We start from the raw sequence: 15,421 nt of genomic DNA on the forward strand, positions 1-15,421 counted from the left end.
CCAGAAACTATGTTAAGCCGTATCGGACTATCAATCAGACGCTGGCGCCGCCGACTCAGTCGCAGCGAGTGGATTACTCGCTTGCTCGGACTATCCACCAACCCAAATAGCCCCCATGCTCCGGGGCTAATTTTGATCCAGATTGACGGACTGGCCTACCCCGAACTTCTCAAAGCACTGGCCCGAGGGCGAATGCCATTTCTGAAGCGGCTAATCAGAAAAGAGCACTATCGCCTGGAGCACATGTACCCGGGAGTCCCATCGACAACTCCAGCAGTACAGGCCGAACTTTTTTATGGAGTGCGCCAGGCCGTACCTGCATTTGGCTTCCTCGTCCACGAAACGCAAAAACTCGGACGGATGTACGATCCTGAGGTTGCCGCCCTGGTCGAAAAAAGAATTAAGACTCAACACCGCGATCCACTGTTGCGTGGGGGCAGCTGTTATCTCAGCCTATTTAAAGCCGGAACAAAAACCGGTGAAGCGCACTTCTGCCCCGCCGACCAGGGATGGGGCCCAGCCCTACGCGAAGCCAGCCCCATGGCAATCGCCATTCTGATTGTCACCAATATTTGGAGTCTTGTTCGCACTACCGCGTTAATTTTGATTGAGCTGGTTTTATCTCTAGTCGACTGCGTACGCGGGATAATCGGTGGCCAAAACCTGATTAAGGAATTGATGTTTATTCCCACAAGGGTCGCCATCACCATTCTCACTAGAGAGCTGTGCACCATGGGGGTGAAAGTTGATATCACCCGCGGCCTGCCGGTTATTTATATCAACCTGCTCGGTTACGATGAACAATCCCACCGGCGCGGGCCGCAATCGGCCTTTGCCCACTGGGTATTGAAGGGGATAGACAGTGCGATAGCCAAAATCTGGAAGGCCGCTCACGGCTCTGAGCGACGGCACTACGACGTATGGATTTTTTCAGACCACGGCCAGGAACAAACAGTGGCCTATGAAGAGGTCAATGGCCGCAGTCTTGGCGATGCTCTCTCGGAAGCTCTATCTAATTTACCTTCAGCCCCGCAGATCAAATCTACCACCATCCCCAAAAAAGTCCGTTTCGAGCGAGCTCGACTGTTCGGCAGTGAGTGGATGGACAAAAGCAGCATCGAAGAGGAATCCACGCATGAGGGCGATAGAACGCCCACTGCCATAGCGGCCCTGGGCCCAATCGCGATGCTGTACAACATTGATCTGAACGGTACCAGCCGGGCAGATGCCGCCAAAAGGATGGTGGAGCAAGCCAAAGTGCCCCTAGTACTCTATCTGGAAGACCCATCCTCCCCCGCTTCCTCACCAGTGCATGGGTGGTGGAAAGATGGCGCCATCAAGCTTCCTGAAGACGGCCGCAAATTGATGGGGGACGAACACCCCTACCCGGTTGAAGCCGCAGAGGATATGGCCAGCCTGTGCCGGCACCCGGACTCTGGCGACTTTATGATGTACGGCTGGTGTGCCGGTATGCGGCAACCCATGACTTTCGCCATGGAAAATGGCAGTCACGGCGGCTCCGGCCCCAATGAAACCCATGCCTTCGCCCTGATGCCAGAGGATATCCAGCCCCCAGACCCCAGTCGGGGCTACTGGCGCCCACAGGATCTGCGCTCCACAGCCCGCGCCTACCTCCGTGGCGCCCGCCCCATGAAGGTAGATAACCACAGGATGCCAAAAACTGTTTTGCGCATCATGACCTACAACGTGCACAGTTGCCGAGGGCTGGATGGCAAGCTCTCCCCACAGCGAATTGCCCGGGTAATTGCCCGCTATCGCCCGGATGTGGTGGCATTACAAGAACTGGATGTCATGCGCAAACGCACCGGAGGCCTCGACCAGGCCGAAAGACTTGCTCGTCTACTGGCAATGGACCTGCACTTCCAGCCCACCATAAATATGAAAGAGGAGCGCTACGGTGATGCGATCCTCACCCATCTCCCCGCCCGGCTCATCAAGAAAGGGATTTTGCCCGGCCCTCCCTCTGGCAAAGGGGGACTTTTTAACCCCGCTGCAGACGAACCGCGTGGAGCTGTTTGGGTGGAAATCGAAGCCAATGGCAAACCTATCCAGATTATCAACACCCACCTGGGGTTATCCCGTGCAGAGCGGCTGCGCCAGGTGGATGCCCTTCTCGGCCCCGAATGGCTCAGCAACCCCCGCTGCACCGGAGAGCGAGTGCTACTGGGAGACTTCAACGCGCTACCCAACTCTGCCGAGTGCAAGCGACTCGGAGGCTATCTCAGGGATGCCCAGGAACAGGCGCCCCGCCACAACCCCAAAGGGACCTTCCTAAAGGTCCGTATTGATCACATGTTCCTAAGTGCGGGGCTCAATGTGAAACGGGTACGGGTGCCCAGGACATCGCTGACCCGCCAAGCCTCAGATCACCTGCCATTGATCGTGGATATCGACCTACCCATCAAGGGTGGAAAGTAATCGATCTCGGTTTATCGAGCCCCACTCTCTTCGCACCCTCCAACCCGAGCGATAACACTTGAAAAATGCCCCACAGCCCCCACAATAAGCGGAGAATATTTGAATAAATCCTTTAAAAATATAGGGTTTTTGTGAATTCATAGAGACTGGCAGACGGACGCTAAAAGGGTTTTCCCGACTTGAAGGTCCCCACTGCGAGCTATATGATTCTTCTATCACTTAATAGCAGGAGTCGCTAAATGCAACCGCAAGCTTATACTCAAACCCGCGCACTGGATCGCTCGGAATCGGCGAAGGTGTTGCGCAATACCTATGCCCTACTGGCAATGACCGTTCTCTTCAGTGCCATTACCGCCGGCATTTCCATGTCTATTGGCATGGGTCGTGGCATGAGCCTGATCTGCTCCCTGGGAGCCCTGGCCCTCATCTGGTTCGTATTACCGCGCACAGCAAACTCCGCCGCAGGCGTTGGTGTTGTATTCGCATTTACCGGCTTGCTGGGTGCCTCCATTGGTCCAATGCTTAACCACTTCCTGGGCATGGCTGGCGGCGGCCAGATCGTTATGCAAGCCCTGGGCACCACTGCCCTGATCTTCTTTGCCCTGTCTGCCTACGTACTGACTACCCGCAAAGACTTCAGCTTTATGGGCGGCTTCCTGGCTGTTGGCCTGATCGCAGTACTGGTATGTTTCCTGGGCGTTATCATCGCTGGCTTCTTCGGCATCCACATGCCGCTGTTTAGCGTTGCCCTGAGCGGCGTTGTTGCCCTGCTGATGTCTGGCTTCATCCTGTACGATACCAGCCGCATCATCAACGGTGGCGAGACCAACTACCTGATGGCGACTGCCTCCCTGTACCTGAATATCTTCAACCTGTTCACCAGCTTGCTGCACATCTTTGGATTCGCATCTTCTGACGACTAAGCATCAGCTTTGTTGAGCAAGTCACAATGCCCCGCACTGCGGGGCATTTTACTATTTGGCCCCCTATGAAGTTTTCCCTAGCCATCTACTCAGCCCCCCACAGCACCCAGTCTTCATCCAGTGCACTCCGATTTGCCAAAGCCCTTCTAGAGCAAGGCCACGAAATTTATCGAGTGTTTTTCTACTGCGGCGGCGTGCAAAACAGCAATGCCATTGCCGCCCCTCCCCAGGACGAAACTGATCTGACTTCAGAGTGGCAGGCACTGGGCCACCAGCACCAATTGGACCTGGTAGTTTGTATTGCCGCTGCGCAACGGCGCGGTGTGCTGAATCAGAGAGAGGCCGAGCGCCTGGAAAGACCCGCCGCCAACTTGGCTGAAGGTTTTGAGCTGGCTGGACTCGGCCAACTAACCGACGCTGTCGCCAACTCCGATCGCCTGATTACCTTTGGAGGCTGAGCATGAGTACTAAATCATTGGTCCTATGCCGCACCGCCCCCTACGGCAATGCCCTGGCGCGGGAAGGTATCGAAGCCGTACTGGCAGCGGCGGCGATGGAACAGGACATGGACCTGCTATTTCTCGGCGATGGGGTATTCCAGTTGCTGGACCAGCAATCACCTGCGGATATCGGCCAGAAAAGCCTGCGACGCAATTTGCAGGCTCTGCCGATGTTTGGCATTGAGCAGTTTTTCGTTTGTGAAAAAAGCCTTGCTGAACGCAATATCACCCTGGAGCAGATCCAGGTTGCCGGCGCCGAGACTAAAGCCGTTAAAGATACCGGCTCACTGATCAGCGCCTATCCCACTGTATTGAGCTTCTGATATGACCTTGCATATTGTCAGCAAATCCCCTTATACCAGCAGTGCCCTTAAGGAATGCCTGGGTGCTTTTGCCCAGGATGACTCGCTCCTGCTTATTGAAGATGGTGTCTATGCGCTGAGGCATGAGGCTCTGGAAACAGTGCCAAGTACCCAAATTTTCTGCCTTGAAGCAGACGCCACTGCCCGAGGCCATCAGCAACTTGCAATAAACATGGATAGAGTGGAAATGATCGATGATGCGCGCTGGGTACAGCTCTGTACCGAGCATCAACCCATAGTCAGCTGGTTTCGGTAACAGAAAATGAGCAATCTAGTAGTCAATGGCCAGGAAATCCCTTTGGACAAAGAGGGTTACCTGCGCAACCTCAGCGACTGGAGCCGGAATGCCGCTCTTCAGTTAGCCAGTGCTGAGGGCATCGAGTTAACCGAGGACCACTGGCAAGTTATTGAGCTGCTGCAAGAATTTTACCGCGAATTTGAACTCTCCCCCGCTATGCGCCCGCTGGTAAAATATATTGGCCAGCATCTAGGCGCAGAAAAGGGTCGCAGTATTTACTTGATGCAACTCTTCCCCCCAAGCCCAGCGAAAGTGGCCAGTAAAATTGCCGGCTTACCTAAGCCGACCAACTGCTTATAATCCCCTCACTACACTTGGCCAGGTAAGCTAGAAACAACCTGGCCGGCAGACCACCTAAGTGAACTTAATCTAACCAACCTATAAGGCCAGCTCTCTTTCTTGAGTTATTTGCCCCTTAGGCTCAAATCCATATGTGCTGCAAACAACGCCCATGACTCAGGGTCCCAGCGGTTTGCTAAACCTTACCGGGCAGAGGGCTTCCATCTCCAATCTTTTGCCGATTTAACTAGGCGCACGGGGTGTCCAAATCGTGTATCCCTAAAGCTCCAACAAACTCTTATCATCCACGTTAACCGTTGCCCCACAAAGTACCAAAGCCTCACGAAAAACTTCAAGACCGCGGTGAAATCCGGTTGGGCCTTCAGCGTGGCAGCGTAGCCGATTACCCTGCTGTTCAAATTCATAAAAAGTAGGACGACTATAGCTACACCAGTCGTCCAGCACTTTATCCATTAAAGCCAGGGAGTCTGGGTTAAGAGCTTCCAACCGCTCTTCGAGGTAAGCGCCCAACTGTCCATCACACAAACCTTGAATTAAAACTACCCAGTCTGACAATTGGGCCTGCGGGACACTGATATCAATAGCAAATTGATTTTCACTCATACTCAGCAACCACTTCTTGCCAGATTTTTTTAATACTAGGGTCTACGGGTTTATTAGCAATATGACTGTACAGCTCATCTAAAAACTCAAGTTTTTTATCTTCTTTTTCACCCACCTTTTGGCCAAGTAATTGAACTCTAGCTTTTAATAGACGCTTTATGATTCTCCCGCACTTTGGTGCCGGCTCTTCCGCATGAGGTCCAACATCACCCACTTTATCTAAGCAGGAGAAAAAATAGGCTCTCCTATCAATTACGGGAGTGTAATAATCATCATTAACATACATAATCAAATTGGACAGCTGCCTACCCAATAAGTCACATAGATCAACTTCTAACTCTATAATTTTTTGATCTCGACCTATAGGGACACGACTTTTAACCACATGCTGATAGATTTCAGGGTGAAAGTAATCAAAGAAGCGAAGCTGAACCTCTTCACTTGGCATCCAGTTTATATAAGTATTTTCTAACGAATCATAAAAAAACTTCTTAAAGAGATCAGGCTTCAAGTATTCATTTTGAAATGCAAAATCCCAACCTTCAGCTGTCTGCAAAGGGTAATATATAACGATGGCGCCACTTCGCTCTGCATTTCTAAGCGTTGGAATGTCATCACAAGTTCCTGTCATATATAGCTGCTTAAATTGAGCAACCTTTGCACTGCGGTTATTCTCTTTTAAGTCTGTTTCAAGTGGCTTCCAATATCTTTCTCTTTGGTTATTCCACTCAGAATCTTTGGTGAATTCTAAATCAGGCTGGCTCGACATTTCTAATCCTCTGCAACGGCCACATCAGCAACTTCATCAAAGCCTAGACTGGCTAAACTACTAATCACTTCGTTCGATAAAACCTGGCATTAGTCTTCTTCACATCCCACCGAAACCTGAGTTAAAAAATACTCCCGCACGTCATTTGGCAATTCAGCTAACCATTCAGCCAAAGCGGTATTTTCATCATCACCTTCCCGACTAAACTCCCCCCAAAAGCGCAGACCATCTCGCACGGCATAGTATTCAATATTGCCGCCATCCCGCTCAATCACGCCATAAAGCTCTATACCTTTCCCCTGCTCTACAAGCTTTTTGGCAAAGTACATCCAGGCATCGGACAGGCTATAAATTGCTACGCCACCCAATACCTCCTCGGCACCCTGCGTAGGCAGTGGTTCATTAACGAGGAGGGAATAGTCTAATTCTTCTAACGGTTCTTTAAGCCCCGCTAATTGATAAAGCTCGGTCAGCGCTGACCAGCTAATACAATTGAAAGTTACCAATAGCTTGGGTAAAACCACTTTAGGATTCAGTATTAACAGCGTTCCATCAGCTTCCACAACCTAACTCCCTACTCTTCTTCCAAGGCTTCGGCGATAAAGCGCGGGAAATCTTCACCCAGCTTGTCACTATGAGCATCAAATACGTCAAAAAAGTTTTTAGCCACTGTCACTTTATAATCACGTTTTTTATCGGTCGGATCTATCAGACCATGGGCATTACGGATTAATTGTTTCATACGGGATTTAGCCGGCCCAATACGCACCGGCAACTCAGGGGATAGTGTCTGCCTGATCTTATAATTCTTGAAATCAAATAACCGGGCGTCTAATAATGGCGGCATGGCATCCATAAAGCGTGGTAGATATTCTAAATAGCTTCCAACACTGTTATTGTCCGTATCTTTTAACCAGCCCGTAAGGTTTCGCATAGCACAACTATAGGCAAAGCTTGCGTCAAGCGGGACTATCGGTTCTTTTATCGGAATCTCTATGTCTATAATTGAATCTGGGAGCCAAGTATCACCCCAAAAGTTCCAAACATAATAGGCATCATCTTGAGGGTGAGCATACTCCCCAACCCTCCCCTCCAATAAAGCTTGTTGCAAGTCAGCAACCTGATACAGCTTTAATGGGTTGTCTTTAAAATAGCTAAAGTAGTCTTTCCAGCCGGCAATCGTCTTCTTTGGATACAGCGCAAGGTTGCCAACATGATGAGGCTCAACTTTACGCCAATCAGTTTCATCAAATCCGTTATAGAAAAACGCCTTATCTTTTTGATTATAAACTTCCGCTCTTCCATCTTCCCGCTTAGAGACCTCAATTCTTTCCCACTGAGCATTTCTTTCGGTTTTAAACTGGTAATTCTCGAACATTTTAGCCTTCTAAGATAAATTCTTCAGATGCTTCTTTTATTAATTCAGAGCCTACGTCTTCGAGCGCCCCTTGAGCGGCATCAAAACTGCAGTGGCAAACAACATTTTTGGACACCCATCAAACATAAAGTATAAACCACCAACACCATTGACAAAAGAGCGCAAGTCCACAAAACACTGGATATTCCCCCCATATCAATACGTTTGCAGTCGATAACTCTACCGCGAAGCACCCAAATATCTCTTGGCGCAACGCCTTATTACCACTGCCTATCCCGCTAAGTACAGCGAGCATTCCTCTGCGGCCGGGATAGTGTATCCGGCGAGAACCGACGCAAGTGGATTGAAAATCGTATGCATAATTTGGCTGAGATTTTTGCCCTGGACCTTGCCACCTATACAGTAATGAGCAACCACTACCATGTGGCACTCTACATTGACAAAAACTCTGCCGATAAGTGGTCTCTTTTTGAGGTGATTGATCGCTAGCAAAAATATTCAAGGCCTCTAATTTGGCCCGGCGCTATCTAAACGGCCATAGTTTGAACGCTACGAGCTTAAGACACTAGATCATGTCGCTTCGATATGGCGAGAACGCTTAACAGGTGTCAGCCGGTTCATGCGCTGTTTAAACGAGCCTATCGCTTACCGAGCTAATGCTGAAGACAAGTGCACGGGTCGCTGGAGCCTTAGCCAGTAAAGCTTCCCCCAACAATCTCTCTACAGGTCGTATCGCCCAGCAACAACCGGGCACTCTTAATGTAAACAAATTATTTAATATAATATTAGTTAATTATACTTTTAAACAACAAGATAGATTAAGGCTCTATAGAGCGCACTCAAATAGGACAAATCCTCTTCAAACACACGACAACCCCACTTAAAAAGAAAATATATTTTAATATAATTTTTATATAGCAATTAGACTGCAAACTTCACATGAACTTATAGCCTTAAATGCAAAATGACATTAGACTTGAACCAATAAACCTCAGAAATTAACCATTCAAAATTGCAGTAAGCCATCATGATTGACCGACGACTATTTATTAAGATGAGTTCCCTTTTGTTCGGAGGCTCCTTACTCACAAAAAAAACAATAGCCTCGCAGAGCTTAGCCTATAGCTCGCTTCACATGCCTGATGAAAGTGGCCAACACAAAAGAACATGGATGGCTTTTGTTGCAAACAATTACATTTGGTCACACAAGCAAATTCCTGAGGTGAAAAGAAATCTGGCATTAATTGCGAATACAATTGCCAATTATGAGCCTGTATCTATCCTGGTGAGCAGAAAGGACTTACATGAAGCGAAAACACTACTGGATTTAGATGGTTCAAATTATGAAATTGAGCTACACACTTTTGAAATCGATGACTTGTGGCTCCGTGACACTGCCCCTATCTTCGTAAGATCCAACTATGGAGAAAAAATCGCTTTAAACTTCAATTTCAATGGTTGGGGCAACAAACAGGAGCACTCACTAGACAAACATGTCGCCAAGTATATCGCTAATCGATCTGGAGCAATCCATGAGAGAGCAAATATCGTACTGGAGGGTGGATGCTTTGAAGTTGACGGCAATGGCACCGCAATAATGACTGAGAGCTGCATTCTCAATGAGAATCGCAATCCAGGATGGTCAAAGTCTGATATTGAGGAGGAACTCAAGGTACTACTCGGATTACGGAAGATTATTTGGCTCAAAGGTATTAAGGGTAAGGATATCACAGATGGCCATACCGATTTTTATGCACGCTTTATTAAGCCAGGTGAAGTGATAGTTAGCCGGGATAATTATCAATCCTCCTATGACTATTGGGTTACTCGTGAAAATATCAAAACATTAAGCAATAGTGTCGACGCAGATGAAAACCCACTTAAACTACATATTTTGGATACACCAGAAATTATTAACGAAAGATTTGGCACTAGAGACTTTGCCGCAGGCTATATTGGTTACTATATTTGTAACGGTGCAATAATCTCTCAAAAATTTGGTGATAAAAACGCAGACGCGAAAGCCAGAGCTATTTTACAAGAGGCCTTTCCAAATCATAATATTGAGCAAATAGCAATTGATGGAATTGCCTCTGGTGGTGGCAGTGTTCACTGTTCTACACAACAAGAAATAATAATTTAAGCATCAAGTTATCAGGCGCTCATCAAGCATAATGTATAGATCGCTAACATTATTGATAAAGAAGCACAAATCTGCAAAACACTAATACTCGTACAGCCGATGACTCTACCGCGAAGCACCCAGATATCTCTTGACGCAAACCTTATTACCACTGCGTATCCCGCTGTGTACGGCGAGCATTTCTTTATGGTCGGAATAGTGTATCCAGGAAAGATTACGAGCATCGACGCGAGTGAATTGAAAATCGCATGCATAATTTGACTGAGGTTTTGCCCTGGATCTTGCCTCCTATGCAATAATGAGCAATCATTACCAAGTGGTACTCTACATTGATAAAAAAACTGCTGATAAGTGGTCTCTTTTCGAGGTGATTGATCGCTGGCAAAGAATATTCAAGGCCCCTAATTTGGCCCAGCGCTATCTAAACAGCGATACTCTTGATCCCTGCGAGTCTATCGCTGAAGATAAGTGCACGGAGCACATCTGAGAAGGACGCGTTAAATCCCAAGCTTTATTGAATGAAAAGGCTCTTGCCGCCTGTGTGGGCTATATCGACCTCAAACTCATCCGAGCCAATATGGCAAAAACTTCAGAAAATCCTGATCACACTCCCATTTTACAGCGTATTCGTGCAGTAATCTTAGAAGTGCAACCCAAAAAGCTACTGCCACTTGTAGGCGGTGAGCGACAGAAGAGGCCGTACGACACGCTTGCAGGTGACTCAATAAAACTAGGTACGCAGCATAGGCGATTCTCAGCTACACCTTTCTGCAACACCCTGCTAGCCCCCCCGATTCTCTCGATGCTGTTTTCCTTACTTGCCCATAAGCGCAGTTTTCCTAAGGCCAGCATTGACCTTCAGCACTTCATCTCAACTTAACTAGGGAGCCTCTGAATAACTACGTAATACCTCTGCGGGTCTTGAAGGCTGCAGATGTTAGGCGCAGCTCGCCGCGAATGGCCGTAGCCCTTTGCAAGAGCTGCAACGCAGCAGATGCGGCCTTCAAGGCCCGCCCTTCGGGGCTTGCAGAGCGATTCACACTCCGCGTTGCGACTTCTTGAAAGGCCTAGACATTCCTGCGAAGCCGCGCCTTGATTGTGAACCACTCTGCATGCCAGAGACATCACGGAGTTATTCAGAGGCTCCCTAGCAAACAGAAAGAAATAGATACTGGGGTTAGCGCTAGCAACACTGTTAACGCCTTTCTCCAATCTATGGGTGTCCAGAATAATTTCTAATTTCCGATCGCCTGATTACCTTTGGAGGCTAAGCATGAGTACTAAATCATTGGCCCTATGCCGCACCGCCCCCTACGGCAATGCCCTGGCGCGGGAAGGTATCGAAGCCGTACTGGCAGCGGCCGCGATGGAACAGGACATGGACCTGCTATTTCTCGGCGATGGGGTATTCCAGTTGCTGGACCAGCAATCACCTGCGGATATCGGCCAGAAAAGCCTGCGACGCAATTTGCAGGCTCTGCCGATGTTTGGCATTGAACAGTTTTTCGTTTGTGAGAAAAGCCTTGCTGAACGCAATATCACCCTGGAGCAGATCCAGGTTGCCGGCGCCGAGACTAAAGCCGTAAAAGATACTGGCTCACTGATCGCCGCCTACCCCACCGTATTGAGCTTCTGATATGACTTTGCATATTGTCAGTAAATCCCCCTATACCAGCAGTGCCCTTAAGGAATGCCTGGGTGCTTTTACTCAGGATGACTCGTTCCTGCTTATTGAAGATGGTGTCTATGCGCTGAGGCACAAGGCTCTGGAAACGGTGCCAAGTACTCAAATTTTCTGCCTTGAAGCAGACACCGCTGCCCGTGGCCAGCAGCAACTTGCAGCAAATATGGATAAAGTGGAAATGATCGATGATGCGCGCTGGGTACAGCTCTGTACCCAGCATCAACCCATAGTCAGCTGGTTTCGGTAACAAAAAATGAGCAACCTAGTAGTCAATGGCCAGGAAATCCCTTTGGACAAGGAGGGTTACCTGCGCAACCTCAGCGACTGGAGCCGGGACGCCGCCCTTCAGCTAGCCAATGCTGAGGGCATCGAGTTAACCGAGGAACACTGGCAAGTTATTGAGCTGTTACAAGAATTCTACCGCGAGTTTGAACTCTCCCCCGCGATGCGCCCGCTGGTGAAATATATTGGCCAGCATCTAGGCGCAGAAAAGGGCCGCAGTATCTATTTGATGCAACTTTTCCCCCCAAGCCCAGCAAGGGTGGCCAGTAAAGTTGCCGGCTTACCTAAACCAACTAATTGCCTGTAAATTTCTCCGCCGGCCAGGCGCACTTTGAAACAGCCTGGTCAATTTCCCCTCTAAATATCCGGCTGACCGCCCCCATCAATCACCTGCTCTAGACTCTGGTAGAAGCGTAATCTATCGCTCTCAATTTTAAATCTCACCAGGAGTCATCCAATGTTAAAGCTGCGCTTTGGAATAGTCGGCAGTGGCGCAATTGCCGACTTTACCTGCAAGGCAATCAGTCGTGCTAACAATGCCTGCCTCTCATCCGTTGCCAGCAGACGGTATTCGCAAGCCAAGGAGTTTGCCCATGAGCATCAAATTCCCAATACCTACGAGGATTGGAAATCCCTGCTAGAAGCGCAAGATTCGGATGCCATTTATGTGGCTAGCCCCACCACCAGCCGCGAGGAAATCTGCCTCGCGGCACTGGCCAACCATAAGCATCTTCTCTGCGAGAAACCTTTTCTCAATACTGCCTCGGTCGACAAAATTGCCGCTCGGGCTCAGTCTGAAGGGTTGGCATTTATGGATGCCACACATTTCACCCACCACCCCCGCACGGCCAAAATCATTCAGCAACAAAAAAAGAATCTGGGCCCAGTTAACAGAATTCACAGCGCCTTTTTTGTCTCGATGATGGACCACAACAATATTCGCTTCAATTCACAAAAAGAACCCACTGGCGCAATCGGGGATATCGGCTGGTACAACATGCGTGCAATCGTCGAATATATGCGCCCCACAGGAGCAATAAAGACAATTTCAGGAGCGATAAAGCGGGACCCACAAACAGGGACCATTATTAGCGGTGCGGGCCTGATTGAATTTGCCAGCGGGCAGACTTCAACTTTTGAATTCGGATATGACTCAGGCGTTTGGCAAATGGACTTGGACATCCTGGGTGAAAGCGGCCTGATCCAGCTAGACGACTTTGTACTCGACTGGAGAGACAGCGCTGCCTTTTACAATCCTGAATATACGCCAGAATTTGTGGTTCGCAGGGGTCAGGCATCGCCAGATAAGTTCGAGCACCAACAAGTCCCAATAGAGCAATCGCAGACGGTACAGATGATCGAAAACTTCTGCTGCTTATCAGGACCAGATAATCAAGTTGACCGTATCCAGGCTATCGAAAGAGCCCGCACAACCCAGTCATTGATCGACCAGTACTGCCAGGCAGTTAGCGTAGCCGTCTAGCTATCGCCACCAACGCGGTGTATTGAATCAGATATGCAGGATAACGTGCCGAGCCCCATGGTGATGGCGGTGCTCCCAAAGGTAAATCCCCTGCCAGGTACCCAGCATCAGACGCCCCTTTTGCACTGGAATGGACAAGCTGGTCGCGGTAAGGCTGCATTTGATATGGGCCGGCATATCATCTGGCCCTTCAAGGGTATGGGTATAAAGCGAGTCATTTTCCGGCACCAGTCGATTGAGCCAGTTCTCAAGGTCACGGCGCGCACTGGGGTCGGCATTTTCCTGGATCAGTAAACTTGCAGAGGTGTGCTGTATGAAAAGTGTACACAGGCCCTCATCGGGAGCCTGTTCACTGACCCAATCAACTACACTGCCGGTAAACTCGTGAAGCCCCTGCCCATGAACCGGAATTTTTATCTCACCTATTGCCATACGGTTTCCTATATAATTCGCGCCCGCTTTTTGTACTGACACCGCATTGTAATATGGCACTGTACCGCGTTAATACTGACGACTACCCACAACAGCTTCAAAGCAAGGCCGAGCGCCTGCGAGAAGCTTACAGCAAGTTCACTGACCTGGAGCCGGAACTCTTCCCCTCCCCACCCATTCACTACCGCCTGCGCGCCGAATTCAAGGTGTGGCATGAGGGAGGTGTAGCCAATTACGCCATGTACCGCCAGGGTGAGTACAAGAAGCCCTTTATCATCGATGAGTTTACCGTCGGCTCTGAGCTGATGAACCAGTTGATGCCGAAGGTGCTGGCTGCTGTCAATAATAGCGAAGTCCTGCGCAAGCGCCTGTTCTCTGCCGAGTTTCTTACCACGCTGAGTGGTGATGCGCTGATTACGCTGATATACCACAAGAAACTGGACGAAGCCTGGGAGCTGGAAGCCAAAGCACTCCAGGCTCAGCTGGGATTCCCGATTTTGGGGCGCTCGCGCAAGCAAAAAGTGGTTTTGGAGCGTGACTTCGTTACCGAAAAACTGGATATCGATGGGAAAACTTACCAGTACAAACAGGTAGAAGGCAGCTTTACCCAACCCAATGGAGAGATCTGTCGTTCCATGATCCAGTGGGCGAGAAGTGCCTGCGGAGACAGTGATAGCGATCTGCTGGAGCTCTACTGTGGCAATGGCAATTTCACCATCCCGCTCAGCGAGAAATTCCGCAAGGTCCTGGCCACTGAAATCTCCAAGGTATCGGTAAATTCGGCCCAGGAGAATATCGCCAACAACCAGATCACCAATCTGGATATCGTACGTCTATCCAGTGAAGAGTTTACCCAGGCCATCGATAAGGTACGCCCCTTTCGTCGCCTTAAGGATATAGATCTGGATAGCTACGACTTCTCCACCGTCCTGGTTGATCCCCCCCGAGCGGGCTTGGATGAAGACACCTGTGCGATGGTCGCCCGCTTCCCGAGAATCCTGTATATCTCCTGCAATCCGGAAACCCAATTGGAAAACCTGGAGTCGCTGACCAAAACCCATCGCATTGAACGATTTGCTCTGTTTGATCAGTTCCCTTATACAGATCATACGGAAACCGGGTTATTGCTAGTGAGGAAGTAGTGCCTCACTAGCTGAAGGCCTCCAGCATTCTGATCCTATTGAACGCTGGAGCCCTTCCTAAGTCCATTTATAAAATCACCATAAAGATTCAAAGCTCAGCAATACAAGTAGCTATTAAAAACTATACTCATTTCTCGATATTATCTGAGCCGAAGAGATTTCGGCTTACTTTCCAAACGATGAGCACCATTAAATAATCTACACACCCTGCTCAAGTCATTGCTGTATTAATCAATGGCCAAAACCAGCCACTCCAGTAAGCTTGGGCTTTTTACACGAAGCAGGCTCGACGTAGCGATGCTCAATGTTCGACAACCATTCATAAAAAAGTACGGCTCACCTTTCAATATACATAACACCTTCGCGTATAAAAAATTAATTATCAAGACTTAGGGAGCCTCTGAATAACTCCGTGATACCTCTGGCATGCAGAGCGGTTCACAATCAAGGCGCGGCTTCGCAGGAATGTCTAGACCTTTCAAGAAGTCGCAACGCGGAGTGTGAATCGCTCTGCAAGCCCCGAAGGGCGGGCCTTGAAGGCCACAGCTGCTGCGTTGCAGCTCTTGCAAAGGACTACGGCCATTCACGGCGAGCTGCGCCTAACATCTGCAGCCTTCAAGACCCGCAGAGGCATTACGGAGTTATTCAGAGGCTCCTTAGAGCGTGACACCTAGTGCTGGTGA

General features: G+C 49.2%; 18 protein-coding genes. 13 read left to right on the plus strand and 5 right to left on the minus strand.

The annotated features are described in order from the left end of the window. Positions 1–9 precede the first annotated feature (9 nt). From ACJJI4_RS11290 to ACJJI4_RS11315, 6 genes are all read left to right on the plus strand, one after another. Complete coding sequence (locus ACJJI4_RS11290; RefSeq protein ID WP_444928127.1) at positions 10–2,439, plus strand: endonuclease/exonuclease/phosphatase family protein; 2,430 nt, start codon at positions 10–12, stop codon at positions 2,437–2,439. A gap of 239 nt (positions 2,440–2,678) precedes the next feature. After that, positions 2,679–3,362 (plus strand): Bax inhibitor-1/YccA family protein, encoded by a 684-nt coding sequence (locus tag ACJJI4_RS11295; RefSeq protein WP_444928128.1) that lies wholly within the window; start codon positions 2,679–2,681, stop codon positions 3,360–3,362. A gap of 65 nt (positions 3,363–3,427) precedes the next feature. Beyond that, positions 3,428–3,820 carry a sulfurtransferase complex subunit TusD gene (tusD, locus tag ACJJI4_RS11300; RefSeq protein WP_444928129.1) on the plus strand — a complete coding sequence of 131 codons (393 nt, stop codon included), beginning with the start codon at positions 3,428–3,430 and terminating at the stop codon, positions 3,818–3,820. Positions 3,821–3,822: 2 nt separating this feature from the next. Next, positions 3,823–4,185 carry a sulfurtransferase complex subunit TusC gene (tusC, locus tag ACJJI4_RS11305; RefSeq protein WP_444928130.1) on the plus strand — a complete coding sequence of 121 codons (363 nt, stop codon included), beginning with the start codon at positions 3,823–3,825 and terminating at the stop codon, positions 4,183–4,185. 1 nt (position 4,186) lies between these two features. After that, on the plus strand, positions 4,187–4,480 hold the full coding sequence (gene tusB, locus ACJJI4_RS11310) for a sulfurtransferase complex subunit TusB (RefSeq protein ID WP_444928131.1): 294 nt from the start codon (positions 4,187–4,189) through the stop codon (positions 4,478–4,480). A gap of 6 nt (positions 4,481–4,486) precedes the next feature. Further along, positions 4,487–4,822: a TusE/DsrC/DsvC family sulfur relay protein gene (locus ACJJI4_RS11315; RefSeq protein WP_444928132.1), complete on the plus strand. Its 336-nt coding sequence runs from the start codon at positions 4,487–4,489 to the stop codon at positions 4,820–4,822. Positions 4,823–5,080: 258 nt separating this feature from the next. Here the strand turns inward: ACJJI4_RS11315 and ACJJI4_RS11320 are convergent, their stop codons facing one another. The 4 genes from ACJJI4_RS11320 to ACJJI4_RS11335 all read right to left on the minus strand — a co-directional run bounded on the left by ACJJI4_RS11320 (position 5,081) and on the right by ACJJI4_RS11335 (position 7,572). Continuing rightward, positions 5,081–5,425 carry a hypothetical protein gene (locus ACJJI4_RS11320; RefSeq protein WP_444928133.1) on the minus strand — a complete coding sequence of 115 codons (345 nt, stop codon included), beginning with the start codon at positions 5,423–5,425 and terminating at the stop codon, positions 5,081–5,083. Next, the gene (locus tag ACJJI4_RS11325; RefSeq protein ID WP_444928134.1) at positions 5,418–6,194 is read right to left on the minus strand and encodes a hypothetical protein; all 777 of its coding nucleotides are present in this window, start codon (positions 6,192–6,194) and stop codon (positions 5,418–5,420) included. The genes ACJJI4_RS11320 and ACJJI4_RS11325 overlap by 8 nt, the downstream gene beginning before the upstream one ends. Before the next feature lie 89 nt (positions 6,195–6,283). Next, complete coding sequence (locus ACJJI4_RS11330) at positions 6,284–6,757, minus strand: hypothetical protein (protein WP_444928135.1); 474 nt, start codon at positions 6,755–6,757, stop codon at positions 6,284–6,286. An 11-nt stretch (positions 6,758–6,768) separates the two neighbouring features. After that, the gene (locus tag ACJJI4_RS11335) at positions 6,769–7,572 is read right to left on the minus strand and encodes a hypothetical protein (RefSeq protein WP_444928136.1); all 804 of its coding nucleotides are present in this window, start codon (positions 7,570–7,572) and stop codon (positions 6,769–6,771) included. A gap of 354 nt (positions 7,573–7,926) precedes the next feature. Between ACJJI4_RS11335 and ACJJI4_RS11340 the strand changes: the two genes are divergently transcribed. From ACJJI4_RS11340 to ACJJI4_RS11365, 6 genes are all read left to right on the plus strand, one after another. Beyond that, on the plus strand, positions 7,927–8,061 hold the full coding sequence (locus ACJJI4_RS11340; protein ID WP_444928137.1) for a hypothetical protein: 135 nt from the start codon (positions 7,927–7,929) through the stop codon (positions 8,059–8,061). 646 nt (positions 8,062–8,707) lie between these two features. Further along, positions 8,708–9,715, plus strand: a complete 1,008-nt coding sequence (locus tag ACJJI4_RS11345; protein WP_444928138.1) for an agmatine deiminase family protein — start codon at positions 8,708–8,710, stop codon at positions 9,713–9,715. Positions 9,716–10,988: 1,273 nt separating this feature from the next. Further along, on the plus strand, positions 10,989–11,351 hold the full coding sequence (tusC, locus tag ACJJI4_RS11350; protein WP_444907989.1) for a sulfurtransferase complex subunit TusC: 363 nt from the start codon (positions 10,989–10,991) through the stop codon (positions 11,349–11,351). A gap of 1 nt (position 11,352) precedes the next feature. Next, positions 11,353–11,646 (plus strand): sulfurtransferase complex subunit TusB, encoded by a 294-nt coding sequence (tusB, locus tag ACJJI4_RS11355; RefSeq protein WP_444928139.1) that lies wholly within the window; start codon positions 11,353–11,355, stop codon positions 11,644–11,646. A gap of 6 nt (positions 11,647–11,652) precedes the next feature. Then, positions 11,653–11,988 (plus strand): TusE/DsrC/DsvC family sulfur relay protein, encoded by a 336-nt coding sequence (locus ACJJI4_RS11360; RefSeq protein ID WP_444928140.1) that lies wholly within the window; start codon positions 11,653–11,655, stop codon positions 11,986–11,988. Positions 11,989–12,138: 150 nt separating this feature from the next. Then, entirely contained in the window at positions 12,139–13,164 is a 1,026-nt protein-coding gene (locus ACJJI4_RS11365; RefSeq protein ID WP_444928141.1) for a Gfo/Idh/MocA family protein, read from the plus strand. 27 nt (positions 13,165–13,191) lie between these two features. Here the strand turns inward: ACJJI4_RS11365 and ACJJI4_RS11370 are convergent, their stop codons facing one another. After that, the gene (locus ACJJI4_RS11370; RefSeq protein WP_108733595.1) at positions 13,192–13,596 is read right to left on the minus strand and encodes a secondary thiamine-phosphate synthase enzyme YjbQ; all 405 of its coding nucleotides are present in this window, start codon (positions 13,594–13,596) and stop codon (positions 13,192–13,194) included. A gap of 53 nt (positions 13,597–13,649) precedes the next feature. Here ACJJI4_RS11370 and trmA point away from each other — a divergent pair, with 53 nt between their 5' ends. Then, positions 13,650–14,738 carry a tRNA (uridine(54)-C5)-methyltransferase TrmA gene (gene trmA / locus ACJJI4_RS11375; protein WP_444928142.1) on the plus strand — a complete coding sequence of 363 codons (1,089 nt, stop codon included), beginning with the start codon at positions 13,650–13,652 and terminating at the stop codon, positions 14,736–14,738. The last annotated feature ends 683 nt before the right edge of the window (positions 14,739–15,421 follow it).

This window comes from Microbulbifer maximicatervae (SeqCode) (genome assembly GCF_052467305.1).

Excerpts from the sequence above, each read along its gene's own strand:
- ACJJI4_RS11315 (WP_444928132.1), top strand. The coding sequence starts at position 4,487 with ATGAGCAATCTAGTAGTCAATGGCCAGGAAATCCCTTTGGACAAAGAG.
- ACJJI4_RS11340 (WP_444928137.1), top strand. The coding sequence starts at position 7,927 with ATGCATAATTTGGCTGAGATTTTTGCCCTGGACCTTGCCACCTATACA.
- tusB (WP_444928131.1), top strand. The coding sequence starts at position 4,187 with ATGACCTTGCATATTGTCAGCAAATCCCCTTATACCAGCAGTGCCCTT.
- ACJJI4_RS11365 (WP_444928141.1), top strand. The coding sequence starts at position 12,139 with ATGTTAAAGCTGCGCTTTGGAATAGTCGGCAGTGGCGCAATTGCCGAC.
- tusB (WP_444928139.1), top strand. The coding sequence starts at position 11,353 with ATGACTTTGCATATTGTCAGTAAATCCCCCTATACCAGCAGTGCCCTT.
- ACJJI4_RS11335 (WP_444928136.1), bottom strand. The coding sequence starts at position 7,572 with ATGTTCGAGAATTACCAGTTTAAAACCGAAAGAAATGCTCAGTGGGAA.
- ACJJI4_RS11325 (WP_444928134.1), bottom strand. The coding sequence starts at position 6,194 with ATGTCGAGCCAGCCTGATTTAGAATTCACCAAAGATTCTGAGTGGAAT.
- tusD (WP_444928129.1), top strand. The coding sequence starts at position 3,428 with ATGAAGTTTTCCCTAGCCATCTACTCAGCCCCCCACAGCACCCAGTCT.
- tusC (WP_444928130.1), top strand. The coding sequence starts at position 3,823 with ATGAGTACTAAATCATTGGTCCTATGCCGCACCGCCCCCTACGGCAAT.
- ACJJI4_RS11290 (WP_444928127.1), top strand. The coding sequence starts at position 10 with ATGTTAAGCCGTATCGGACTATCAATCAGACGCTGGCGCCGCCGACTC.
- tusC (WP_444907989.1), top strand. The coding sequence starts at position 10,989 with ATGAGTACTAAATCATTGGCCCTATGCCGCACCGCCCCCTACGGCAAT.
- trmA (WP_444928142.1), top strand. The coding sequence starts at position 13,650 with ATGGCACTGTACCGCGTTAATACTGACGACTACCCACAACAGCTTCAA.
- ACJJI4_RS11345 (WP_444928138.1), top strand. The coding sequence starts at position 8,708 with ATGCCTGATGAAAGTGGCCAACACAAAAGAACATGGATGGCTTTTGTT.
- ACJJI4_RS11295 (WP_444928128.1), top strand. The coding sequence starts at position 2,679 with ATGCAACCGCAAGCTTATACTCAAACCCGCGCACTGGATCGCTCGGAA.
- ACJJI4_RS11360 (WP_444928140.1), top strand. The coding sequence starts at position 11,653 with ATGAGCAACCTAGTAGTCAATGGCCAGGAAATCCCTTTGGACAAGGAG.
- ACJJI4_RS11370 (WP_108733595.1), bottom strand. The coding sequence starts at position 13,596 with ATGGCAATAGGTGAGATAAAAATTCCGGTTCATGGGCAGGGGCTTCAC.
- ACJJI4_RS11320 (WP_444928133.1), bottom strand. The coding sequence starts at position 5,425 with ATGAGTGAAAATCAATTTGCTATTGATATCAGTGTCCCGCAGGCCCAA.